This window comes from Aeromonas sp. R4-3, assembly GCF_040908275.1.
Taxonomy (GTDB): Bacteria; Pseudomonadota; Gammaproteobacteria; order Enterobacterales; family Aeromonadaceae; genus Aeromonas; species Aeromonas rivipollensis.
The window spans coordinates 1-24,758 of record NZ_JBFODK010000055.1 but is presented as its reverse complement, the minus strand read 5'-3'; the positions used below and the strand labels follow the sequence as shown (position 1 = coordinate 24,758).

Here is a 24,758-nt window from a genome sequence, read left to right as displayed (position 1 = left end):
GAGAGTGATGATGGAAAAGATCCGGTTGCTGGGGATCACCCTGTTGGTGATGACATCGCAGGCCATGACATCCACCCTGGCCGCAGAAGGGGAGAGTCAGGCCCCGTTGACGGTGGCGCCACAGCCGGTGACCGACTGGCTTACCCTGGATGGTACCGTCAGTGCCATCAATCAGGGAACTGTGGCGGCCCAGACCAGCGGCCGGGTCTCCCGCATGCTGGTGGATGTGAACGACGAGGTGCAGGCGGGGCAACCGCTGCTCGAGATCAGCGGCAAGGAGCAGTTTGCCGCCGTTACGGGGGCGCAGGCGCGGCTGGCCCGGGCGCAGGCCCAGCAGGTGGAGGCCGAGCGTCAGCTCGCCCGCTTCCAGGCGCTGATTGCCAAGGGAGTGATCACCCGCGCCCAGCTCGATAACGCAGAGGCGACTGACCGCGCCGCCCGCGCCGAGGTCAATGCGGCCGAGGCGGCCCTCACCCAGGCCCGCGAGACCTACGGTTATACCCGTATTCTGGCCCCTTACGCCGGGGTGGTGACCAAACGGCTGGTGGAGCTGGGGGAGACGGTCGCCCCCGGCACCCCGCTGCTGTCGGGCTTCTCCCTCGACACCTTGCGGGTGGAGGTGGATCTGCCCCAATCCGCTCTGACGCTCGCGAGCCAGCCAGCGGATGTGCAGGTGCTGCTGCCCGATGGCAAGGCCGTTGTCCCCCTCAAATTGACTCGCTTCAACTATGCCGACAGCCAGAGCCACGCCTTCAGGTTGCGCCTCGACTTGCCGCCGCAAACCGCCGGGGTATTGCCCGGCATGTGGCTCAAGGTGCGGCTCAAGCAGGGTGAGCGTCAGGTGCTGCAAGTGCCGGATCGCGCCCTGCTGCGGCAAGGGGAGTTCAACGGCGTCTATCTGCAGCAGCCCGCTGGCTGGGCCCTGACGCCGGTGCGGGTCGGCCACTGTATCGCGGGGCAGTGCGAGATCCTGGCCGGGCTGCAAGCTGGTGACAAGCTGGCCCCCGATGCCTGGGCGCAGCAGCAGGAGCTGGCCCATGAGTAGCGAGCTGAACGGCAACAAGGAGAGGCTGGGGCCCGCGGGTCGGCTGGCGGCGCTGTTTCAGGGCTCGGCCATCACCCCGCTGCTGGCGCTGGTGGGGCTCTTGCTCGGCCTCTTTGCGGTACTGGTGACCCCCAAGGAGGAGGAGCCGCAGATCGATGTCACCTTCGCCGATGTCTATATCCCCTTCCCGGGGGCCACACCGGCGGAGGTGGAATCCCTCGTCACCACCCCTGCCGAGCAGGTGGTCTCCCAGATAAAGGGAATTGATACCCTCTACTCTTTTTCCCAACCCGATGGCGCCCTGCTGGTGGTGGTGTTCAAGGTGGGGGTGAGCCGCGAGCAGGCCATCGTCGATCTCAACAACCAGCTCGACTCCCACCGCGACTGGTTGCCACAGGGGATAGGGGTCGGCCAGCCACTGGTGAAACCGAGAGGGATCGACGATGTCCCCATCGTCAGTCTCACGCTCTGGAGCAAGCAACTGGGCGCTCCCGAGCTGACCCGGGTTGCCCATGAGCTGGAGACCGAGCTCAAGCGCATTCCCGGCACCCGCGATATCTACACGCTCGGCAGTCAGAGCGCCGTGCTGCGGGTGATGCCGGATCCGGCGGCCCTGAGCGCCCACGGCATCAGCTGGGGTGAGCTGAGTCAGCGACTTGCGGCCGCCAATCAGGTGGGCACGACACAGGCTATCGAGCAAGACAACAGCGAGATCAAGGTGCAGGTGGGGCAGTTCCTGCAAAGCGAGCAGCAGATCCGAGAACTGGTGGTGGGGCTGCACGACGGTCGGCCTGTCTATCTTGGGGAGGTGGCAAAGGTTTCTCTGGGTCAGGAGACCCCGACCAGGCGTAGCTGGATGGGGCAGGGGCAAGCCAGTTATCCGGCGGTGACCCTGGCCATCGGCAAGCAGCCGGGCCAGAACGCGGTCGATGTGGCCAGGCGGGTGGAGGCGCGGGTCGAGAGTTTGCAAAACCGGCTGATCCCTGCTGGGGTCGAGGTGACGGTGACCCGTGACTATGGCGTCACCGCCGAGACCAAATCCAACACCCTGATCGGCAAGCTGATTTTTGCCACCACGGCTGTGGTGCTGCTGGTGCTGGTGAGCATGGGCTGGCGCGAGGCGCTGGTGGTGGGGGTGGCCATCGTCATCACCCTGGCACTGACTCTCTTTGCCAGCTGGGCCTGGGGCTTTACTCTCAACCGGGTGTCGCTCTTTGCGCTGATCTTCTCCATCGGCATTCTGGTGGATGACGCCATAGTGGTGGTGGAGAACATCCACCGTCATCGCGGTCTGGGCAAGGGGGCGCTCAAGGATCTTATTCCGGGGGCGGTGGACGAGGTGGGGGGGCCGACCATACTGGCGACCCTGACCGTGATTGCGGCCCTGCTGCCGATGGCCTTTGTCAGCGGTCTGATGGGCCCCTACATGAGCCCCATTCCCATCAATGCCAGCATGGGGATGCTCATCTCCCTGCTGGTGGCCTTTATCTTCTCCCCCTGGCTGGCCAGCCATTTGCTCAAAGGGGAGGCGCAGGCTGCCCACGGTGAGGCCAAGGCAGGCCTCTTTCACCGGCTGATGACCCCTTTCCTGATCGGTGATGGCGCCAAGAGGGCCAGACGCAAGCTCTGGCTGGGGGTGTTGCTGCTGGTCGGGGCCGCCACCGCCATGCCGGTGGTGCAGTGGGTGGTGCTCAAGATGCTGCCCTTTGACAACAAGTCGGAATTCCAGCTGGTGCTCGATATGCCGGAGGGGGCGACCCTGGAGCAGACCGAGCGCACCCTGCTGGCGGTCGGGCGGGAGCTTGCCAAGGTGGAGGAAGTGAAGGATTACCAGATCTACGCCGGCACCGCCGCCCCCATCAACTTCAATGGCCTGGTGCGCCACTACTTCATCCGCAGCGGCGCCAACGTGGGGGATATTCAGGTCAATCTGGTGGACAAGCATGAGCGGGATCGCAGCAGTCACCAGATTGCCCAGTCGGTGCGGGCACCGCTGCAGGCCATTGCCAGTGCGGCAGGGGGCAACCTCAAGGTGGTGGAAGTGCCCCCCGGCCCGCCGGTCTGGTCATCCATAGTCGCGGAAGTGTATGGCCCGACACCGGCCGCTCGTGAAGCGGCGGCGCGCGCCGTACAGGCCCGTTTTGTGGCCACGGCGGATCTGGTGGACGTGGATATCTATCTGACCGACCCCCAGCCCAAGTGGCGGCTGGTGGCGGATCGCAGCAAGGCGGCCCTGCTCGGGGTCGATCTCGGGGATCTGGTTAGCACCCTCAATGGCGGGGTGGGCTATCAGGATGCTAGCTGGCTGCAGGGGAACGGCGCCAAGTATCCGGTACCTGTTCGCATCGAGCTCGCACCCGGTGACAAACGGGATCTGGCGGGGGTGTTGGCCCTCAAGGTGCGCAGCCAGAGCGGCCAGCTCATCCGGGTATCCGAGCTGGTGAGTCGCCGTGATGAGCTGGCCCCCAGCTATATCATGCACAAGAACATGCAGCCCATGGTGATGGTGGTGGCCGACATGGGCGGCCATACCGACAGCCCGCTCTACGGTATGTTTGCCGCCGGTGCCAATATCGACCTGCCCCAATATTACGTACAGCAGCCGGATAAACTGGGAGAGGTGGCGCTCTTGTGGGACGGGGAGTGGAAGGTAACCTACGAGACCTTCCGCGACATGGGGCTAGCCTACGCCGTGGGGATGATCCTCATCTACCTGCTGGTGGTGGCCCAGTTCCGCTCCTATCTGGTGCCGCTCATCATAATGGCGCCCATTCCGCTCACCATTATCGGGGTGATGCCGGGCCACGCCCTGCTGGGGGCCCAGTTTACCGCCACTTCGATGATAGGGATGATTGCGCTGGCCGGGATCATAGTGCGCAACAGCATACTGCTGGTGGACTTTATCGAGCAGCAGCGCAGCGCCGGCATGGCGTTCGAGCAGGCGGTGATCGAAGCGGCGCAGGTGCGGGCCAAACCCATCATGCTGACGGCGCTGGCGGCCATGATAGGTGCCCTGTTCATCCTCGATGATCCCATCTTCAACGGACTGGCCATCAGCCTGATTTTCGGGATCCTGGTCTCCACCTTGCTCACTCTGGTGGTGATACCCTTGCTCTATTACGCCCTGCTCTCCCAACGCTGATGACGGGAGTCACTAGCTAAGGTGAAATGATGCCCTGCTCTCCCGTCAGTCGTGACGGGGGTCGATAGCGAAAGGATACGCGATGAAGAGAGGCTGGCTGTGGTGGACGGCGGGCGCCGGTGTGGCGCTAGCGGCCCTGGCATTGTGGTGGTGGCCGCAGGCGACGCCGGTCAAGCTGGTGGCGGTCGGGCGGGGGGATGTGCTGGTGACCCTGGTCAACACCCGGGCCGGCACCATCAAGTCGTGCCAGCGGGCCGGGCTCAGTCTGCCCGGTGGCGGCGTGGTGGAGCAGATCGCCGTCAAGGCCGGGGACAGGGTGGCCCGGGGGGATCTGCTGCTGACCCTCTGGAGCGAGGACATTCGCGCCGATCTCAGCCGCGCCCGCGCCCAACAGGCCCTCGGCAAGACCCAGCGCGAGGAGCGCTGCAGCGAGGCCACCTACTACGAGCGGGAGGCCCAGCGGTTGGCCACCCTGCTCGCCAAGAACCTCACCTCCCGCACCCTGGCCGAACAGGCCCAGAACCTGGCCCATACACGCCGCTATATCTGCCGTGCCTCCCGCCAGCAGGAGCGGGTCGACGAGGCGCTGGTCGCCCAGGTGGAGGCCCGCCTGGCCGAGCGCCGCCTGCAGGCCCCCTTTGCCGGCGTGGTGGCCGAGGTCAACAGCAAGCTTGGTGAATACATGACCCCCTCACCCCCAGGGGTGGCCATGCCCCCTGTCATCGATCTCATCGACGATAACTGCCTCTACGTCTCAGCCCCCATAGATGAAGTGGATGCCGCCCGCCTCAAGGTGGGCCAGTCTGCCCGGGTCTTGCTCGACGCCATGCCAGGGCGCGACTTTGCCGCCACCGTCACCCGCATCGCCCCCTATGTGAAGGAGCTGGAGAAACAAGCCCGCACCGTGGAGGTGGAGGCGGCGCTCACTGCCCTGCCCACTGACGTGCCTACTGACGTGCCCCTGCTTATCGGCTACAGTGCCGATCTCGAGGTCGAGGTGACCCGCGCCACCGATGTGCTGAGGGTGGCGGCCAGCAGCCGGGCCGACGATGGCAGCGTGCTGCGGCTGGAGGGAGATAAGTTGGTGCGGGTGCTGCCCCGCTGGGGCGTGGAGAACTGGAACTGGATTGAGGTGGCAGAGGGGCTCGCCGCCGGTGACCAGCTGGCGGCCCAGCCTGGCCAGATAGTCGGGGAGGGGCCCTTCAGTGCCGCCACGGAGCAGGCGGATGAGTGATCTCATTCGCCTGGATGCCGTCAGCCGTCGTTTCACCTTGGGGGGCACTGAGGTGGCGGCCCTCGAACAAGTTTCTCTTCGGGTCGCCGAGGGGGAGTATCTGGCGGTGATGGGCCCCTCGGGCTCCGGCAAGTCGACCCTGCTCAACGTGCTGGGGCTGCTGGACAGGCCAGACGAGGGGCAATACTGGCTCGGGGGCCAGGACATTGCCACCCTGTCAGAACCCGCGCTGGCCCAGTTGCGCGGCCATCGCATCGGCTTCGTGTTCCAGTCGTTTCATCTCATCCCCCGCCTCACCGCCCGTGAAAACGTCGAGCTGCCGCTGATGCTGTGCGGCGTCCTCCCCGCCGAGCGCCATCGCCGCAGTCAGCAGTTGCTGGGAGAGCTGGGGCTGGAGAATAGGGCCGACCACAGACCCGCCGAGCTCTCCGGCGGTCAGCGCCAGCGGGTAGCCATAGCCCGGGCCATGGCCATGGCGCCGCGCCTCATCCTGGCGGACGAGCCCACCGGCAATCTCGACTCCCGCTCCGGGGAGGAGGTGATCACCCTGCTCGAGGGGCTCAACCGGGAGCAGGGCATTACCCTGATGGTGGTGACCCACGATCCCCGCCTCGGCGAGCGGGCGGGCAGGCGGATCTCGATGGATGACGGCCGCATCAGCAGCGACAGCGGTGGGGGCTGAATGCGGCGCCCCGATGCTCTCCGCTTCGCCGCCGTGGCCCTGCTGCGCCAGCGCACGCGAGCGCTGGTGCTGATCCTGGCGGTGAGTCTGAGCGTCACCTCGGTGCTGCTGCTCACCGCGCTGGGGGAGGGGGCGAGACGCTATGTGGCCGAGCAGTTCAGCTCCCTTGGCAAGGATCTGCTGGTGATGTTTCCGGGTCGCAAGGAGACCACGGGCGGGCTGCCGCCGGTGACCGGTAACAGCCTGAGGGAGATCACCCTGGATGACATGCACTACCTGGGCCAGCATCAACCCCAGCTCAGGCTGGTGCCGCTGGTGATGGGCTTTGCCGAGGCCAAGCAGGGGGCCCGGGTGCGTCAGACCATGCTGCTTGGCAGCAGCAACGGGCTGCGGCATACCCACGGACTTGAGCTGCTCTCCGGCCGTTGGTTGCCGGGGGACGCCGGGGAGGACAGGCCGGTGGCCCTGCTCGGGGAAGTGGCGGCCCGGGAGCTGTTCGGTCAGGCCGATCCCCTAGGCCAGTGGCTGCGCTTTGACAATCGCCGCTTTCGGGTGGTGGGGGTCTTCACCAGCCAGAGCAGCAATCTGGGGATGGACATGGCCGAGGCGGCGCTGATCCCGGTGGGCAGCGCCATGGGGCTGTTCAATACCGAGGGGCTGTTTCGTCTGCTGATCCAGCCGCTGGGAGGGCAAGCTGTGCCCCCGCTGATAAAGCGACTGGAGCAGCTGATGCAGGCGCGTCACGGGGTGCTCGATGTGACTCTGGTAAGGCGCGACGCCATGCTGGCCACCTTCTCCACCATTCTGGCCACCCTGACCCTGGCGGTCGCCGGCATTGGTGCCATCAGCCTGCTGGTTTCCGGCATCATGATGATGAATCTGGCGCTCATCAGCACCCGCCAGCGCACCGGAGAGATCGGCCTGCTCAAGGCGCTGGGGGCCGACAGCCACCAGATCCGCCAGCTGTTTTTGTGGGAAGCGCTGCTGCTGAGCGGCGGTGGCGCCTTCATCGGCACCCTGCTGGGCTATGCCCTGGTGGCCCTCGCCGCGCTGATCTGGCCCGGCTTCCCGGCGGCCGTGCCCTTGCTCGCGACGCTCTGCACCATACCGGCGGCCCTGCTGACCGGGCTTTTCTTCAGCTGGCTGCCCGCCTCCCGGGCGGCCAGGCAGGATCCGGTCACTAGTCTGCGCAGCGGACAATGGAGCTGAGGCTGATGAATCTGATGGGGCGCAAGACAACCTTGTGGTGCGGCAGTGGCGAGTCACTGGCCTGCGCAGCAGGCAATGGCGTGGTGGCCGATGCGCCTCGCTGATCTGCTGTTCTGGCTCTGGCGCGCCTTGCTGGCAGGGCGCAGTCGCAGCCTGCTGTCGGCGCTCGGCATCGCCATCGGGATCGCCTCTGTGACCCTGCTCACCGGCATAGGCGAGGGGCTCAGGCTCTATCTGCTCGACAGCTTCTCCCAGTTCGGTACCCGCCTGATCGCCGTGACCCCGGGCAAGACCGAAACCGCCGGCGGCCCGCCCGGCATCCTCTCCAGCAGCCGTCCCCTGCTGCTGGAGGATGCCGACGCCCTCGCCAGATTGCCAGGGGTAGAAGCCGCCCTGCCAGTGGTGCAGGGGCAGGGGGAGGTGCGCAGCCGCGGGCTGACCCGCAGCACGGCCATTCTGGGCACAGGCTCGGCGGCGCTCTCCGGCTGGAGGCTCACCCTGGTGCAGGGGCGTTTTCTGCCCGCAGATGACAGTGCCATGCCCCGCGCCTATGCGGTGCTGGGCGCCAAGGTGGCGGCTGAGCTGTTTCCCGGCGGCGATGCGCCGGGGAGCTTGCTGCGGGCCGGGGATCGCCGCTTTCGGGTGGCCGGAGTGCTGGCCCCCAAAGGGCAATTTCTCGGCTTCGATCTGGATGACATGATCTATCTGCCCGCCGCCCATGCCCAGGCGCTGTTCAACAAGGAGGGATTGCAGGAGATAGACGTCATCTATGGCGCCGGGCGGGCGGAGGCCGAGATCTCGGCCCAGATCCGGCGGGTGCTGATCGCCCGCCACGGCGCGGAGGATTTTACCCTCACCTCCCAGCAGGACATGCTGACCAGCCTCGACAAGATACTCTCCATCATCAAGCTGGCGGTCGGTGGGCTGGGGATCATCTCGCTGCTGATCGGGGCGGTCGGCATCTTCAGCATCATGAGCATCGCCCAGCAGGAGCGGATCCCCGAGGTGGGCCTGCTGATGGCGCTGGGTTGCCCACGGCGCCGCATTCTGCTGCTGTTTCTGCTCGAAGCCGTGGTGTTGGCACTGCTGGGGGGAGCCATGGGGCTGGCCCTGCTAGGAGGGCTCAAGCTGCTGTTTGCGCTGCTGGCGGCTGGCTTGCCGCTCAGCCTCCATCCCCTCTATCTGCTGCTGGCCCTGGGGTGCAGCGCCCTGGTCGGTCTGCTGGCCGGGGTCGCTCCCGCCTTGCGGGCGGTGCGCCTGGACCCCGTGGTCGCCCTGCGGGGTGACTAGGCGACGACCTCCCTAATCTGCAAGAGGCGCCGCTCTTGAACGGCTTGACGTGGTCGAGAGCGATGAAGATGGGGGGCGGGCTCCCACTTGTGCGTCTCTTTTAGCGCTGGTCAGGGCTTGGGTTATCTCGGATGTCAGGGGACGACGCCCCGGGAGTAGGGTGTTATGGTAATCTCCCCCTTTTCCAATGAGGTCCCCCTATGTCTCCTCCCATCTCTCCGTTACGCCTGCTCGTTTCCGACTCTCAGGATCCCCTGTTCAACCTGGCGGTGGAGGAGTGCATCTTCCGCCAGATGGATCCCGCCCAGCGGGTGCTCTTCCTGTGGCGCAACGCCAATACGGTGGTGATAGGCCGGGCGCAGAATCCGTGGAAGGAGTGCAACACCCGCCGCATGGAAGAGGACGGCGTGACCCTGGCGCGGCGCAGCAGCGGGGGCGGGGCCGTGTTTCACGATCTCGGCAACAGCTGCTTCACCTTCATGGCGGGCAAGCCCGGTTATGACAAGAGCGTCTCCACCGCCATAGTGCTGGATGCCCTCAAGCGGTTGGGGATAGCGGCCTTTGCCTCGGGGCGCAACGATCTGCTGGTGGCCACGGCGGACGGGGATCGCAAGGTGTCGGGCTCGGCCTACCGGGAGACCCAGGATCGCGGCTTTCACCACGGCACCCTGCTGCTGGATGCAGACCTCGGTCGACTCGCGAACTACCTCAATCCCGACCCCAAGAAGCTGGCGGCCAAGGGGATCACCTCGGTGCGCAGTCGGGTCGCCAATCTTTGCGAACTGCTGCCGGGGATAGATCATCAGCAGCTGAATGACGCCCTCATTGAGGCCTTCTTCCACTACTACGGTGAGCGAGTAGCGCCCGAGCATATCTCCCCCGAGCAGATGCCGGACCTGCCCGGCTTCGCCGAGACCTTCGCCCGCCAGCGCAGCTGGGAGTGGAACTTCGGCCATGCCCCGGCGTTCAGCCATCAGCTGGATGAGCGTTTCGGCTGGGGCGGGGTGGAGCTGCACTTCGACGTGGAGAAGGGGGTGATAGGGCGGGCGCAGATCTTCAGCGACAGCCTGGATCCGGCCCCCCTGGATGCCCTGGCCGAGCGGCTGGTGGGGGCGCCCTACAAGCCTGAGGCGATGGCGGCGCTGCTGCACTCGCTGATGGGGGAGTTCCCGGCCAGGGCCCACGAGCTGGCGGAGCTGGAGGCCTGGCTGGTGACGGCCCTGCGCTAATAGGCATGACCCGGATCACGAAACGGAGCACGGGCTCCGGCGCAGGGGGGCCGCCAGCCCCCGACTGCCGTGGTCATGATAAAAAGTAGGGCAGGCCATTAGTTATTGTCGCTGTCTCCTGCGCCGCCCCGGGGGTATAACCGGGGCACATTTGCAGTACTAATGGTCTTATCATGAGCGATCTTGTCTATCTGAAAGATGACGGCGTCAACGCCGTCCACCCCGAGTTCTCCGCCCGTTTCGCCACCGTCAAAGCCCACTATTTCTCCCGCAATCCCGATCTCTGGCCGGTGTTTCGCGAGCCCGGCTTTGCCACCCTCAACGAGTTTCGTGCCCGTGGCCTGGCCCCGGATGCGCGCCTGAACGCCTGGCCAGATGGCTACGCCCGTCTCGCGGATCTCTGCGAGACCATGCCGGTGCCCGCGCAGATGCGCCCCCCGGGGGAGCCCATGACGGAGCTGCTGTTCGCCGGCGCCCTGTCGAAAGACTGGGAGAACCCCTCCAGCGTCGAGAACGTCATCACAATGTCGGCGGATCCCGCCATCTACGGCGCCCAGATGGGCATCTTGGCCAACCCCAATCTGGTCTACTCCGAATATGCCGGGGTGGCCGAGGAGCTCGAAAAAAAGGTGGTGCGCCAGATAGCCCTGCTGGCGGGTTACGACCCCGAGCGTGCCACCGGCATCTTCACCCAGGGAGGGACCTTCTGTAACCTCTACGGCTACCTGCTCGGCATTCGCAAGAGCCTGCCGGAGGCCAAGCACAAGGGGCTGGGTCACTATCAGGACTATCGCATCATCAACTCCCAGGGCGGCCACTACTCCAACATCACCAACCTCTCCCTGCTCGGGGTCGACATAGAGAACAAGACCATCCGCATCCAGGTGGGGGAGAACAACGACATAGATCTGCAGGATCTCGAGCGCACCCTGACCGCCTGCTTCGCCCTGAAACACGTGGTGCCCACCATCATGCTCACCATGGGGACCACGGACACCTTCGGGGTGGACCAGGTCAAGCCTGTGGTGGACCTGCGGGACAGGCTCTGCGAGCGTTTCGAGGTGGCGGTCAAGCCCCATATCCACGTGGATGCCGCCATCGGCTGGTCGATGATCTTCTTCCTGGACTACGATTTTGCCGCCAACCCGCTCGCCATCAACGGCGCCACCCTGGCGGGCATAGAGCGCAACGTGGCCCGCTTTGCCGAGCTCAAATACGCCGACTCCTTTACCGTCGACTTCCAGAAGTGGGGCTATGTGCCCTACACCTCCAGCCTGGTGATGATCAAGGAGCAGGAGGATCTCAAGGCGATGGAGAACGACCCTGAGAACTTCTCCTACTTCGAGCGGGACATCCAGGGCCAGACCCACCTGCAGTCCACCATTGAGTGCTCCCGGGGGGCGAGCGGCCTGTTCGGCGCCTATGCGGCCCTCAACTACCTGGGGGTCGAGGGCTATCGCACCGTGCTGGCCCACTGCCTGCAAAACGCCAACTACTTCCGCTTCCGTCTGAGCCAGCTTGGCAACGTCAAGCTGGTGGCCCAGGAGAACCAGGGGCCGAGCGTGGGCTTCAAGATCTACAACCCCGAGTGGGTGAGCGATCCGGAGGCCGAGTTCGCCTTCGAGCTGGCCCGTAGCCCGGATGCGGCCTACAAGGCGCGGCTGGCCCGCAACACCGAATACCACCGCAACCTGTTCAAGCAGCGCGGCAAGGTGGGGCTCTACACCAACTGGGTGGAGGCGGTGGCGCACTCGGAGTACGACGCTCGCGGCAAGTACTCCTATATCGCCGGCGAGAAGGCGGTCTTTATGAACCCCGCCTGCACCCGCGAGCAGATCGACGCCTTTATCGACCATATTCGCGGCTGACTCCGGCCGAGATCGCAGATAAAGAAACGGCGGGCATGGCGCCCGCCGTTTTTATTGTTGTGGTGATCCGTTACTGCTTCTGGATGGCCGTCACCGTCAGCTTGCCCGCCGGGTTCTCGGCGTGGAACAGGACTGCATCCCCCACTTTCAGCCCCTGAAGCTGGGCCGGATCCGCCAGCAGGAACACCATGTTCATGGGGGGCATCTTGAGATTGGCGATGGCCTCGTGCTTGATCCCCACCTTGCCGCTGGCCTCGTCGATGCGGCTGATGACCCCCTTGGTCATCGTCATCTCGCCCATGCCATCCATTTGTCCCATCTGGCTCATGTCATGGCCTTCATGATTCATCATCTCGGCGGCCTGCAGGCCGGTGTGGGTGGCAAGGCCAATCAGCAGGGTCAGGGTCAGCGTCTTGTAGTTCATGGTTTTTACTCCTCATTCTCATTGGTTCAAAAGTGGTGGTCAGTTGGATTGCCGGGTTTCGGCCTTGCCAAGGCTTCGGCTGCGCCACAGGTAGTAGGCGGCGGGCAGCACCAGCAGGGTCAGCACCAGCGCGCTCACCATGCCGCCTATCATGGGGGCGGCGATGCGCTGCATCACCTCGGATCCGGTGCCCTGGCTCCACATGATGGGCAAGAGGCCGGCGATAATGGTCACCACAGTCATCATCTTGGGACGCAGGCGCAGGGCTGCGCCGTGGATCACCGCACGATGCAGCCCCGCCTGGTCCGGCTTGCCGCTGGCCACGAGGTCATCCCAGGCGTGGTTGAGGTAGACCAGCATCAGGACGCCGGTCTCCACCGCCACCCCGGCCAGAGCAATAAAGCCCACCCCCACCGCCACCGAGAGGTTGAAGTCCAGCAGCCAGAGGGTCCAGATCCCGCCCACGACTGCCAGCGGCAAGGTGGTGAGAATGAGCAGCACCTCCTGGAAGCGGCGAAACGCCAGATAGAGCAGCAGCACTATAATGGCAACGGTGAGCGGCACCACATAGGCGAGTCGCGCCTTGGCCCGCTCCATGTACTCGTACTGCCCTGACCAGGTGAGGGCGTAGCCCGCCGGCAGCACCAGCTGCTGCTCCACCTGGGCCTTGGCCTCTGCCACAAAGGAGCCGATGTCGCGGCCGCGAATGTCGACGTAGACCCAGCCGTTGAGCCGCGCATTCTCGCTGCGCAGCATGGGGGCTTCGTCGCTGATGTAGACCCGGGCCACGTCCGCCAGCGCAATGCGCGCGCCGCTCGGAGTCACCACCGGCAGCAGCTCCAGGCTGGCCACCGAATCGCGATAGCTCTGGGGGTAACGCAGGTTGATGGGGTAGCGCTCGCGCCCCTCTATGGTCTGCCCCACCTCCATGCCGCCCACTGCGGTAGCCAGCACCGCCTGCACATCTGCGATGTTGAGGCCGTAGCGGGCCGCTTTCAGCCGGTCTATGTCCACCTTCACATAGCGGCCACCGGCCACCCGCTCGGCGTAGACCGACGCAGCCCCCTCCACCTTGCCGACGATCTGCTCAAGCTGCTGGCCGACTTGCTGGATCACCTTGAGGTCGGGCCCCGCGATCTTGATGCCGACCGGGGTCTTGATGCCGGTGGCCAACATGTCGATGCGGGTCTTGATGGGGGGCACCCAGGCGTTGGTGAGGCCGGGGAAGCGGATAAGTGAATCCAGCTCTTCTTTGAGCTTCTCCGGCGTCATGCCGGGGCGCCACTGATCCCGGGGTTTCAGCTGGATGCTGGTCTCCATCATCACCAGGTCCGCAGGGTCTGTGGCCGATTCGGCGCGGCCCGCCTTGCCGAACACGTTCTGCACCTCGGGCAGGGTGCGAATGAGCTTGTCGGTCTGCTGCAAGATCTCCCGCGCCTTGCCCACCGAGATATTGGCTGCTGTGGTGGGCATATACATGATGTCCCCCTCATCCAGCGGCGGTATGAACTCGGAACCCAGGTACTTGAGCGGCCAGAAGCCCGCCACCGTGACCACGGCGGCGATGGCCAGGGTGGTTTTCGGACGGGCCAAGACGGCTTTCAGCAGCGGCACATAGCCCTGGCTTAGCCAGCGGTTGAGGGGGTTGGCCTGCTCCGCCAGCACCTTGCCACGGATGAAGTAGCCCATGATCACCGGCACCAGCGTAATGGCGAGCCCGGCCGCCGCCGCCATGGCGTAGGTCTTGGTGTAGGCGAGGGGGTGGAACATTCGCCCCTCCTGCGCCTCCAGTGCAAACACCGGCAGGAAGCTGATGGTGATGATGAGCAGGGAGAAGAAGATGGCGGGCCCCACCTCGATGCTCGCCTCCGTGATGATGCGCCAGCGGTTCTTGTCGGTGAGCGCCTCCCGCTCCATGTGTTTGTGGACGTTCTCGATCATCACTATGGCGCCATCCACCATGGCGCCGATGGCGATGGCGATGCCCCCCAGCGACATGATGTTGGCGTTGATCCCCTGCAGGTGCATGACGATAAAGGCCGCCAGAATGGCGATGGGCAGGGTGATGACCACCACCAGGGACGAGCGCAGGTGGAACAGGAAGGCCAGACAGACCAGCACCACCACCGCAAACTCCTCCAGCAGCTTGCCGGAGAGGTTGTCGATGGCGCGCTGGATAAGGTCGGATCGATCGTACACGGTGACGATCTCCACCCCTTCCGGCAGGCTGCTTTTCAGCTCCGCTAGCCGCGCCTTGACCCCATCGATGGTGTGCTGGGCATTCTCGCCGTAGCGCTGGACTATGATGCCGCCCACCACTTCCCCTTCGCCGTTGAGCTCGGCGATGCCGCGCCGACTCTGGGGGCCGGTGACCACATCCGCCACATCACCCAGCAGCAGCGGGGCGCCGCGCACAGTGGTGCCGAGCGGGATCTGCTTCAGATCCTCCACGCTCTTCAGATAGCCATTCGAGCGCACCATATACTCCGCTTCCGCGATCTCGATGACGGAGGCGCCGGTCTCCTGATTGCCCTGCTTGATGGCGGTCTCGATAAGGGAGAGCGGGATGCCGTAGGCGCGCAGTTTGTCCGGGTCGACCCGCACCTGATACTGGCGCACCATGCCGCCCACGGTGGCGACTTCGGAGACGCCATTGACGGTTTGCAGCTCGTACTTGAGGAACCAGTTCTGCAGGGAGGTGAGCTCGCTCAAGTCATGCTTGCCGGTTCTGTCCACCAGGGCGTACTGATAGACCCAGCCCACCCCGGTGGCATCGGGGCCGAGCTGGGGGCGGGCGGAGGCGGGGAGACTCGGGGCAACCTGGCTCAGGTACTCCAGCACCCGGGCCCGGGCCCAATAAAGGTCTGTGTCGTCGTCAAACAGCACATAGACGAAGGAGTCGCCGAAGAAGGAGTAGCCGCGCACCGTGGTCGCTCCCGGCACCGCCAGCATGGCGGTGGTGAGCGGGTAGGTCACCTGATCCTCCACCACCTGGGGCGCCTGCCCCGGGTAGGCCGTCTTGATGATCACCTGCACATCGGAGAGATCCGGCAGGGCATCCACCGGGGTCTGCTTCACCGACCAGAGCCCCCAGGCGGTGAGCATGACGGTCAACAGCAGCACCAGAAAGCGGTTGCCCACGGACCAGCGAATAATCGAGGGGATCATGATCTTGCTCCTCCCTCTTGGCGTGGAGTGAACGGCAGGACATGGTTGCTAGTAAAGCGGCAAGAGATCGAAGGGATCATGATCTGGCTCCTTTCTCATATGGCGCTGAGCGCGGAGCCTGTTTGTCGGCAACGTAGCGAATGCTGGAAGGGATCATGGCTTGGCTCCCATATCATGCTGGCTAGGGTTCATGCCTTCCATCTTGTCCATCTCACCCGCCGCAGGCTTGGCTGCGCCGTCGGTTGCTGGCGCCTTCTCCTGATGGATGCTGATGATGTGGTACTCGTCCCCCTCCTGCATCACCTGCAGATGGAGGCTTTGCCCCTCGGCCAGCTTGCTGATATCGACCCCTTCGGCGACGGTGAACTCCATCTCCATGGCGGGCCACTGCCACTCGGGGATGGGCTGGTGGGCCACCATCAGGGTGCGGCTGGCCAGATCCATGCTCTGTACGGTCCCCTGGGTCCACACCTGGGCCGGGCGCACCGCCGTCATGCGCTGGAAGTCCGAGTCGATGGCAGATTCCGAATCGAGCAGGAACTGGGCCGAGCTGACTATGCTGTCCCCCGCTTCGACTCCCGCCTTGATGGCCACCTTGTCACCAAACTGGGGGCCCAGGGTGACGGCGACCGACTTGAAGTTGCCATCCCCCAGGGCCAGCACCAGCCTGTCCTGACTGCCGGTGCGGATCACCGCTTCGCTCGGCACCACCAGTTGCGGCTCTCCCTTGCCCGCCTGAATCGTCACCTTGGCAAACATATTGGGCTTCAAAAATTCATCCGGGTTGTCAAAGCGCAGCCGCACCTTGAGGGTGCGAGTAGCGGCATCGAGGGTCGGGTAGAGGTAATCGACCCGGCCCTGCCAGCGGCGGCCCGGGGCGTAGTCGAGGGTCATGGTGACCGGATCCCCCACCTTCAGCTGGGCAGCCTGGCGCTCGAACACCTCGGCACTGACCCACACCTGCTTGAGGGTGCTGATGTTGAACAGGGCTGCGGCGGGTTCCACATACTGGCCCTCGCGCACCTTCAGCTCCGAGACATAGCCGCTGCTGGGGGCATAGATGCCAATGGTTTCGCGCACCTGACGGCTGCGTTTGAGGGCGGCAATCTGATCCGCCGGCACCTGCAGGGACTTCAGTTTTCCCTCGGCGGCGCGCAGCAGCAGGGGATTGCTGGTGTTGAGGGCGAGCAGGTACTCGTGCTGGGCGTTGACCAGGTCCGGGGCGTAGATCTCGTAGAGCAAGGTGCCTTTGGCCACCTTCTGCCCCTCGCTCTTGATGGCCAGGGTGCGGATCCAGCCCGCCATGCGGGCGTTGATGGCCGTAAGCCTGTCCTCGTCATAACCGACATAGCCCACCGTCTCGATCTGCTGGTGGATGGGCAGCTTTTCGACTTTGGCCAGCCGCACCCCCAGGTTCTGCTGGATCTCGGGGCTGATGGTGACTGTGCCCGGCGAGCCGTTTTTCTGCTCCTCATAGACGGGGATAAAGTCCATCCCCATGTTGTCCTTGGCCGGGCCATCGCGCTTGTCGCGGGGATCCATGGGGTTGACCCAGTAGAGCGGCGTCTTCTCTTTGACGGTGGCTCCATCAGTGCTCTGTTTGGCGGCCCAGTAGCCGCCACCGGCGCCGAGGGCGAGCAGCAGGGCCGACATCAGGACTGTCTTGTTCATGACTGGCCTCCGGCGCGGATCTGCATGCAGAAAGTGCAGGCGGCGATGGCGCCCGCTAAGGCGGCAACCTGGGTGGGTGAACAGTGGGCTGGTGACATCATACGTCTTCTCTTGTGCAGGCCGCCGGGCGGGTGATGGACAAGGCATCACCAAGGGGCTGGCGGCAAACGGGGCGCTGCTGACGAGTCAGCGGACGCACGGCTCCCTGTTGCTGGCGGGGCCAGTGGTCACAGGGTCAGGCAAGGTGTGCAGATAGGGGCAAGGTGAGCCTTGCCTCATGCACAGGAGAAGATCGTTCTAGTGACGCAGCACCGACAGCATCAGGTGTCGGCGCGGCCAGGAGGGGGGATGAGTACCGCGACTGCGCAGAAAGGGGTCCCGCAGCCAGTTTTCCAGCTGTTGGCTGGTGGTCCCGGGGGGCAGCAGCAACAGGGGCAGGGCGAGCAGGGTCAGCAGGGCGGCCAGCAGTGGCAGGCCGGCGCCCATTGGCGAGGTGAGGCCGCCGTGCATCTGGCACTCGTCCTGATTGAGGTCGGCGGCAGCGTAGCCATCACCGCCGTCGTGGCAGGGGAGCCCCTGTATGGCCGCGGGCAGATTGGCGGCACTGGTCATGGCGAGGGATGGGGATGTCGCCTCCTCCCTTGCCGCCGCACCATGCCAGCTGATGCAGAGGGTGAGATTGCAGACGAGCAGCAGCCCCAGCAACAGCCGGGCGATGAGCACTGTGGGCAATCTCGATGATAACATGGGCGGTTTCCCTGCGACGGATAAGCCGAATGTAAACCTTGCCGAAAGGTGAAGGTCAAGGCGTGGCAAAGCCCGTCTGCCAAAGAGTTGATATGGATTAAGAAATGGCGGGCTGTGAACAAAAAAGCCCCCGCATCGGCGGGGGCTGGGTCTCTTTGCTAGGGCGTGCCTGGCGCCGGGATCAGGCGAAGCAGGCCCAGATGGGGGCGTGATCCGAGGGTTTCTCGATGCCGCGCAGCTCGTAGTCGATGCCGGTCTCGGTCACTTTGTCCTTGAGGGCATTGGACGCCATGATGAGGTCGATGCGCAGGCCCCGGTTCTCGTCAAAGCCTTTGGAGCGGTAGTCAAACCAGGAGAAGCGCTCGCACTCGGTGGGGTTGGCGGCGCGGAAGGTGTCGGTGAGGCCGAACCCCTTGAGGCGCTCCATCCACTCCCGCTCTATGGGCAGGAAGGAGCACTTGCCATCCCGCAGCCAGCGCTTGCGGTTCGCCTCGCCGATGCCGATGTCGAGATCCGTGGGGGAGATGTTCACATCGCCGATCAGTACCAGGGGATCGTCCGGGGTGTGGTGGGTCTCGAGGTAGTGCTGCAGGTCCTCATAGAACTTCTGCTTGGCCGGGAACTTGGTCTCGTGATCCTGGCTCTCCCCTTGCGGGAAATAGCCGTTCATCACCTTGATGAGGGAGCCGTCTTCCCGTTTGAAGCTGGCCATGATCATCCGGCGCTGGGCATCCTCGGGATCGGTGGGGAACCCCTTCTGCACGTCGAGGGGCGGCTGCTTGCTCATGATGGCGACCCCGTAGTGGCCCTTCTGGCCGTGGAACACCACGTGATAGCCCATGGCTTCCACGTCCGCCACCGGGAAGGCTTCGTCGTGAACCTTGATCTCCTGCAGGCCGATCACATCCGGCTGGTGCTTGTCGATGATGGCTTGCAACTGATGAAGACGGGCGCGCAGGCCATTGATATTGAAAGAGATGATCTTCATGTCAGGGATGCTCATGTCGTTTTTATTAGTCGCTATTGGACTAGGAATCCGGTCTGGATGCAAGAGGGGCCAGGGGAGGGGGCGTGCAGCCTCCCTGTGCCCCGGCCCCGGGCTTAGCGGGTCATCTTCTTGACAAACACCACCACAAACAGCGCCAGGGTGAAGCTGCCGGTGAAGGCCTCGAAGGCGGCGAAGATCCGCGACAGGCCGACCGGGGTGAAGTCGCCGTAGCCCAGGGTGGTGAAGGTCACCACGCTGTAGTAGAGGCATTCGAGCAGGAAGATGGCGTTCTCTTCGAGGGTCGCCTCCGGGCGGTAGATGAGGTGGTTGCCCGCGAAGTTGAGGCCGCAGAAGAAGTAGAAGATGCTGCAGATGAAGATGAGCAGCAGGGAGAAGAGCACCACCCGCATGGGGGCTTCGCCGTAGCCGCAGAAGAGATCCACTATCCAGGAGGCGAAGCGGTGATAGGACCAGAACGGCATCTGCAGGCGGCGCATGGTGAGCTCCTGCTGGATGTAGCGGCCTGACATGGTGAAGATCCCCTGGGCCTCCGAGGCCTTGCGCAGATCCCGGTAGGTCTCTTCCGCCTCCTTGAACCAGACGCGGGCCTGCACCGGATCCCGCTCGCTTCGCCCCTTCCTGTCCTGCATCAGGCGTTTGCCGGTATCCAGGTTGTCGAGCCGGGTGTTCTTCCAGCGGATGCCGAGCAGGTTGACGTCGTGCAACTCGGCGCAGTGCAGGTTGGCGTCACTGACATCGGCCTTCATCAGGCTGCCGCCCTTGATGCGAATGCCGTAGAGGTGGGCACCCCGCAGGTTGGCGCGATAGAGGTTGCACTGCTCCAGCAGGAACCCCTGGGGGCCTTCTCTGTTCACCAGGTTGAGACCGGCGAGATCGGCGCGGGCCAGTTGCAACCCGTGGCACAGGCCCCCCTGGCGCACATAGTGCTCCAGCGCTGCGGCTGTCTCCGGGGATGAGTGAGAGGCGTGGGGGTCGTGCCAGTGGCACAGGTCGTGATCCCCCGCCTCTTCGCTGCAGTGGCGGCCATCTGCCACCAGGTATCGGCACATCGCCATGCTGTTGCCCCTCCTTGCCTGAGTCTGTATCAGCATAGGTGAGGGAGAGGCGCCGCTGGCTAGGCGAGCTGGTTAAATTCCTGGCGCAGCTTGCGAAAGCGATCCTGCTGGGCGGGATTCAGGGGGATGCCTTCCAGCACCTCCAGGGTCTCCTTGCATTCGGCGCCGAATTCCGGGCTCTTGCGGTTCTTCTGCATCAGTTGCAGCAGCACCTGGATCTTGTTGAGGGCGGCGCCGGTATTGGCGGGAGCCCGGCGCAGGGCCTCGCGGAAATGGCCGAGGGCCTGCTCCAGCTCCCCGCTTTGGTAGGCCTTGATGCCGAGATCGTTGAGCTGCTGGTAGCGCTGACGGCGCTCCTGCACCGTCTTGTCGTCCCGGGTCACCTGGATGCAGGTGGTGAGCAGCCGGTCTTCATCCTCCGCCAGCAAGGATTGCAGGCTCTCGGCGTACTCGAACTCCCCGAGCTGGTAGAGGGCGAGTATGGTCTCGCCGAGCAGGGCGGGGGGCATGGTCTCGGGCTTGTCCAGCCAGTTCTGGTTGGCGCGATAGAGCATCTTCTTGCCCTTGAGCAGCTCCCCCAGGGCGATGCGCACCCTGGCCTGACAGATCTGCTCGAACACCGGGTAGTTGAACTCCGACATCATCAGGGAATCGCGGATGCGCGACAGGGCCGAGTTCACCTGCTTTTGCAGGTTGGCGATGTGATAGCCGTCGTTGCTGTTGAGGGCGTAGAGGGTCAGGGTCTGGATGTAGGCCCCCAGATAGTGGGGGGTGCGGTGGATGGAGTTGCGCGACAGATCGATGAGGGCGAGCAACACATCCTTGGCCTGGCCGTAGTCGTGGCGCTGCAGGCACACCTCTGCCAGCCGGCGGGAGAGCTGCACCGACTGAGGGGAGATGTCCGCCGCCCGCCGCAGCTCCTGCTGGGCCAGCTCCTCCTTGCCAAGGGAGAGCAGGGACTCCGCCAGCCAGAGGTGGGCCTCCACCATCAGGGGGGTGTTCTTCAGGGTCGCCTGCAGGTGGCTCACTGCCTCGTCATAGAGCGCCAGACGGTAGCAGGCCTTGCCCAGGGTCAACCTGGCCCAGCTGTTCTCCTGGCCGGCCAGCAGCTGGCGCATCAGGCTGCGCGCCTCCTTGGCCTGGCCGAGCTTGAGCTGGGTGTCGGCCTGCAGGCAGCGGCAGAAGTTGGCGAAGCGCGGCACCGCATCGGCCTGTCTGGCGCAGGCCTCGACCAGGGCCGGCAGATCGTTCTGGGTGAGGGCGATGAAGACGCTCTCCAGGGACTGGCGGCGGGCTAGGGCGCGCTTCAAGCGAAACGAGAACTGCTCCTGGGAGAAGGGCTTCATCAGGTATTCGTCGGGCTCGGCCTCCAGCGCGCTCAGCACCATGGCACGGGAGCTGTCGCTGCTGACCATGATCACCACGCTCTGGGGCGGGATCAGCTGCTGGTCCCGCAGGCTCTCCAGCAACTGGCGACCGTTCTCGCCCGCCCCCAGCTCGTAGTCCAGCAGATAGATGTCGAAGCTCTCCTTCTGGCAGCGGCGGCGCGCCTCGTCGGCGGAATTGATGTAGGTGATGCGGTTGATGCCGATGTTGATCAGCATCGCCTTCATCATCATCTGAAAGGAACGCTGCTCGTTGACCAGCAGGATGCGCCTGGGTTTGGGCTGGGCTTTCTTCTCTGGTGCGGGATCCGGTGTCTGCATCTGTCTTGCATCGAGGCGCTGCGGGCTGGTGGGAGAAGTGTGCCACCAAAGTCCGCAGACAGGCAATTGAACATGGGAAGGGGGCCCCGTTTTTCCCGCCAAGACAAGAGGCGGCCTGCAAAAAATCATGGCGCGCCCTTGATCTTCGTCAACCGGACGCGAGATGGCAGTGGCGCGGTTCGGCCTGCTTTTTAGACTTGAAGGGAGGCAGATCCCGGCGATCTGCAGCCATCACCCGTACCACAAGGAGGAATCAAATGAGTTTGCTACCGAGCCGAACCAGCCTGTTTGATGACCTGTTCCACGACATGGCCTCCGGCTTCTACATCCGGCCCCTGCACGGGGATCCCCTGCCCAGCCGGATCACGCTGGATCTGAGGGAAAGTGACGGCGGCTACCTGCTGCAGGCCGAGCTGCCCGGGGTGGCCAAGGAGGACATCCAGATAGATGTGCACGGCAAACTGGTGACCCTGAAGGCGGAGATTCGCCAGCACGACAGCCAGGGCAAGGAAGATCGCTCCCTGCGCAGCGAGCGCTACTATGGCAGCGTGTCGCGCACCGTCGAGTTGCCGGTGGAGGTGGCGCCGGACCAGGTCAGCGCCCGCTTCGAGAACGGCATCCTCACCCTGCAACTGCCCAAACAGGCGGTCACCCCGGCGCCCCATCGCGTCCCCATCGAATAGCGCGCCGTCATGAAAAGGCCCCGCATTGCGGGGCCTAGTCGTTCATGGCTGCCTGCGCACCAGGTAGGGGGCGAACTCGGGAGTGTGCTGCGCCGCAAAACCCTGCTCCGTCTTGATGATGAGATAGACCGCCAGCTTGTGCTCGGTGGCAAAGGCCATCGCCTGCTCGGGCCCCATCACCATGAGAGCGGTGTCGAGGGCATCGGCCTCGAGCGCCGTGGGGGTGATGACGCTGGCGGAGACCAGCTTGTGGGTGACGGGCTCGCCGGTGGCGGGATCTATGATGTGGGAGTAGCGCCGGCCATCGAGCTCGTAATAGTTGCGATAGCTGCCGGCGGTGCTGAGGGCCATGCCGTTCGGGGTGACCACATCCTCGATGGCGCCCGGCCTGTCCGAGGGCTCGACTATGGCCACCCGCCAGGGGTTGCCCTTGTCGTTGTGTCCCTTGCTGCGCACGGCGCCCGCCACCTCGACGAGGTAGTTGTGCACCCCCTTGCGCTCGAGCAGCGCGGCGATGTCGTCCGACGCCGCCCCTTCCCCCAGGGTGGAGAGATCCAGATAAAGGTCGGGGATGGCCTTGCCGAGCAGGAAGTGATCCCCTTGCGGGGTCAGGCTGAGCTTGTCGATGCCGACTCGCTCCCGCGCCTTGGCAATCTGCTCTGCGGTGGGCCGCTTGACCGGGCGCTTGTCCGGCCCGAAGCCCCACAGGTTGACCAGGGGGCCCACTGTGACGTCCAGCTTGCCCTGGGTGAGGCGCCCCGCATCCATGCCCTGTTGCACTATTCTGGCCATGCTGGCCGGTATGACCATGGGAGCCTTGCCTGAGCCCTGATTGAAGCGGGAGATGAGAGAGTCAGGATCATAGGTGGAGATCTCCTGGTTGATGCGTGCCAGCAGGGTATCGAGCTCCCCCTGCAGCGCGGCCTGGCCACCGGGGAAGGGGTCGCTCAGGGTCACCGCATAGTAGGTGCCCATGGTGTTGCCCTGAATGCGGATCTGGGTCGGCGCCGGCTGACAGGCGGTCAACAGCAGCATCAGGGAGAGCAGCAGGCCGCGGGGGGCCAGGGAGAGGGTCTTCATCTTGCATTCTCGCGGGAGTCATCGACGGGGGAGCAGCTTAGCCAAGGGCGCCGCAATTGACGAGCCCCGGGCGCCGGGTCTGGGTGGAAATAATTAAGCCGAGCCGGGGTGACGCCAGCAAATCTGTTCCACAGTTCAATGGACCCCGGGAGTGACCTGGCCCGCAGCTTTGAGCAAAAGCCGCTGCCATCCGGTGACATTTGGGTACAATGAAGATCGATCATGACAGCATCTTTGCGTGTCGCCGTGCGATGCGATGCGACAGACAAGGGTGTTGCCATTCCTCGCCAATCAAAGGAGAAGATGATGAAAAAGGTGTTAACCCTGCTGCTGCTGAGTTCCCTGGCTGCCCCGGCGCTGGCCGATGAGTGCGCCTTGGTCATCGAAGGCAATGACGCCATGCAGTTCAATCAGAAGGAGATGAGCGTGCCGGCCACCTGCAAGGAGGTGACCATCACCCTCAATCACACGGGCAAGCTGCCGGTGGCCAACATGGGTCACAACTGGGTGCTGGCCAGCACCGCCGACTATCAGGCCGTCGCCACCGCGGGCATGAGCGCCGGCGCAGATCACGACTACCTGCCCAAGGACGATGCCAGGATACTGGCGCACACCAAGCTGGTGGGGGGCGGCGAGAGCACCAGCGTCACCTTCAAGACCGACGGGCTGGCGGGCAAGGATCTCACTTTCTTCTGCTCCTTCCCCGGCCACTTTGCCATGATGAAGGGGGCCTTCAAGGTCGGTTGAGCCGCGCTGGCCTGACAGGAAAAAGCCGGGATATCCCGGCTTTTTTCATGATGCGTGTCCCGTCCTGAATATGGTTTACACCTTTCCCCCCAATCAATGGAGAACCCGATGGGACAAGGTGTGAAACGGACACAGCGCGATTACTCGCTGACTTTTAAACTGGCGCTGGTCGAGCAGATTGAAAAAGGCGAGCTCACCTACAAACAGGCTCAGGCCCGTTATGGCATTCAGGGCCGCTCCACCGTTCTGGTATGGTTGCGTAAACATGGTCGGCAAGATTGGAGCCAGGGGGCTTCTGTGCGCGCCGGCAGGAGCATCACCATGCCAGACCCCGACAACCAGACGCCCGAACAACGTATCAAGGAGCTCGAACAGCAGCTGGCGCTGATGAGCCAGAAGGCCCAGTTCTTTGAGGCCGTCGTCGATGTCCTGAAGAACGACTACGGCGTCTCCATCGTAAAAAAGCGACCCGGCAAGTTCTCTCGCAGCGGCAAGTCCAGAGGCTGACCATCGTCAGGGCTTGCCGGTTTCTGGGGATAAGCCGTCAGGCTTACTACAAGCGCAATCGGGTTGCCGACCTGCGCCATGCACAGGGGCTGCAAGTGGTGCGCTTCGTGCGCCAGGTCCGGTTACGCCAGCCACGGGTGGGCACCCGCAAGTTGCATTATCTGCTGCAGGGTCAGGATGATGGCGGGCTCAAGGTCGGGCGGGACAGGCTGTTTCAGATATTGGCCGAGCACCGCCTGCTGGTGCAGCCCAGGCGGGCGTA

At 64.5% G+C, this 24,758-nt stretch carries 18 protein-coding genes and 1 pseudogene; 11 read left to right on the top strand and 8 right to left on the bottom strand.

Features of this window, described 5'->3' with window-relative positions:
• Positions 1–10: 10 nt before the first annotated feature.
• The 8 genes from AB5Y91_RS16695 to AB5Y91_RS16660 all read left to right on the top strand — a co-directional run bounded on the left by AB5Y91_RS16695 (position 11) and on the right by AB5Y91_RS16660 (position 11,699).
• Positions 11–1,045 carry an efflux RND transporter periplasmic adaptor subunit gene (locus AB5Y91_RS16695; protein WP_368170431.1) on the top strand — a complete coding sequence of 345 codons (1,035 nt, stop codon included), beginning with the start codon at positions 11–13 and terminating at the stop codon, positions 1,043–1,045.
• Positions 1,038–4,187 carry an efflux RND transporter permease subunit gene (locus AB5Y91_RS16690; protein ID WP_368170299.1) on the top strand — a complete coding sequence of 1,050 codons (3,150 nt, stop codon included), beginning with the start codon at positions 1,038–1,040 and terminating at the stop codon, positions 4,185–4,187. Before AB5Y91_RS16695 ends, AB5Y91_RS16690 begins: the two co-directional genes overlap by 8 nt.
• Before the next feature lie 82 nt (positions 4,188–4,269).
• On the top strand, positions 4,270–5,421 hold the full coding sequence (locus AB5Y91_RS16685) for an efflux RND transporter periplasmic adaptor subunit (RefSeq protein WP_368170298.1): 1,152 nt from the start codon (positions 4,270–4,272) through the stop codon (positions 5,419–5,421).
• A complete protein-coding gene (locus AB5Y91_RS16680) occupies positions 5,414–6,103 on the top strand; it encodes an ABC transporter ATP-binding protein (protein WP_368170297.1) in 690 nt (229 codons plus the stop codon). Before AB5Y91_RS16685 ends, AB5Y91_RS16680 begins: the two co-directional genes overlap by 8 nt.
• Positions 6,104–7,312: an ABC transporter permease gene (locus AB5Y91_RS16675; protein ID WP_368170296.1), complete on the top strand. Its 1,209-nt coding sequence runs from the start codon at positions 6,104–6,106 to the stop codon at positions 7,310–7,312.
• A gap of 90 nt (positions 7,313–7,402) precedes the next feature.
• On the top strand, positions 7,403–8,602 hold the full coding sequence (locus AB5Y91_RS16670; protein ID WP_368170295.1) for an ABC transporter permease: 1,200 nt from the start codon (positions 7,403–7,405) through the stop codon (positions 8,600–8,602).
• Positions 8,603–8,814: 212 nt separating this feature from the next.
• On the top strand, positions 8,815–9,831 hold the full coding sequence (locus AB5Y91_RS16665; RefSeq protein ID WP_290028102.1) for a lipoate--protein ligase A: 1,017 nt from the start codon (positions 8,815–8,817) through the stop codon (positions 9,829–9,831).
• Between the two features lie 173 nt (positions 9,832–10,004).
• The gene (locus AB5Y91_RS16660; protein ID WP_368170294.1) at positions 10,005–11,699 is read left to right on the top strand and encodes an aspartate aminotransferase family protein; all 1,695 of its coding nucleotides are present in this window, start codon (positions 10,005–10,007) and stop codon (positions 11,697–11,699) included.
• Positions 11,700–11,769: 70 nt separating this feature from the next.
• Here the strand turns inward: AB5Y91_RS16660 and AB5Y91_RS16655 are convergent, their stop codons facing one another.
• From AB5Y91_RS16655 to AB5Y91_RS16625, 7 genes are all read right to left on the bottom strand, one after another.
• Positions 11,770–12,123 (bottom strand): copper-binding protein, encoded by a 354-nt coding sequence (locus tag AB5Y91_RS16655; RefSeq protein ID WP_368170293.1) that lies wholly within the window; start codon positions 12,121–12,123, stop codon positions 11,770–11,772.
• 39 nt (positions 12,124–12,162) lie between these two features.
• A complete protein-coding gene (locus tag AB5Y91_RS16650) occupies positions 12,163–15,291 on the bottom strand; it encodes an efflux RND transporter permease subunit (protein WP_368170292.1) in 3,129 nt (1,042 codons plus the stop codon).
• A 153-nt stretch (positions 15,292–15,444) separates the two neighbouring features.
• On the bottom strand, positions 15,445–16,962 hold the full coding sequence (locus AB5Y91_RS16645; RefSeq protein ID WP_368170291.1) for an efflux RND transporter periplasmic adaptor subunit: 1,518 nt from the start codon (positions 16,960–16,962) through the stop codon (positions 15,445–15,447).
• Positions 16,963–17,259: 297 nt separating this feature from the next.
• Complete coding sequence (locus AB5Y91_RS16640) at positions 17,260–17,709, bottom strand: hypothetical protein (RefSeq protein ID WP_289976939.1); 450 nt, start codon at positions 17,707–17,709, stop codon at positions 17,260–17,262.
• A gap of 181 nt (positions 17,710–17,890) precedes the next feature.
• A complete protein-coding gene (xthA, locus tag AB5Y91_RS16635) occupies positions 17,891–18,697 on the bottom strand; it encodes an exodeoxyribonuclease III (protein ID WP_106886287.1) in 807 nt (268 codons plus the stop codon).
• 113 nt (positions 18,698–18,810) lie between these two features.
• On the bottom strand, positions 18,811–19,773 hold the full coding sequence (locus tag AB5Y91_RS16630) for an ion channel (RefSeq protein ID WP_171276495.1): 963 nt from the start codon (positions 19,771–19,773) through the stop codon (positions 18,811–18,813).
• A 59-nt stretch (positions 19,774–19,832) separates the two neighbouring features.
• On the bottom strand, positions 19,833–21,479 hold the full coding sequence (locus AB5Y91_RS16625) for a tetratricopeptide repeat-containing response regulator (protein ID WP_111910192.1): 1,647 nt from the start codon (positions 21,477–21,479) through the stop codon (positions 19,833–19,835).
• A 257-nt stretch (positions 21,480–21,736) separates the two neighbouring features.
• On the opposite strand from AB5Y91_RS16625, the gene AB5Y91_RS16620 reads away from it, so the two are divergent.
• On the top strand, positions 21,737–22,162 hold the full coding sequence (locus tag AB5Y91_RS16620; protein WP_106886290.1) for an Hsp20/alpha crystallin family protein: 426 nt from the start codon (positions 21,737–21,739) through the stop codon (positions 22,160–22,162).
• Between the two features lie 42 nt (positions 22,163–22,204).
• Here the strand turns inward: AB5Y91_RS16620 and AB5Y91_RS16615 are convergent, their stop codons facing one another.
• Positions 22,205–23,242: an FAD:protein FMN transferase gene (locus tag AB5Y91_RS16615; RefSeq protein WP_368170290.1), complete on the bottom strand. Its 1,038-nt coding sequence runs from the start codon at positions 23,240–23,242 to the stop codon at positions 22,205–22,207.
• A gap of 306 nt (positions 23,243–23,548) precedes the next feature.
• Here AB5Y91_RS16615 and azu point away from each other — a divergent pair, with 306 nt between their 5' ends.
• Together azu and AB5Y91_RS16605 are read left to right on the top strand one after the other, a co-directional pair.
• Complete coding sequence (gene azu, locus AB5Y91_RS16610; protein ID WP_368170289.1) at positions 23,549–23,989, top strand: azurin; 441 nt, start codon at positions 23,549–23,551, stop codon at positions 23,987–23,989.
• Positions 23,990–24,097: 108 nt separating this feature from the next.
• Positions 24,098–24,758, top strand: a pseudogene (locus AB5Y91_RS16605) (IS3 family transposase); the annotation flags it as partial.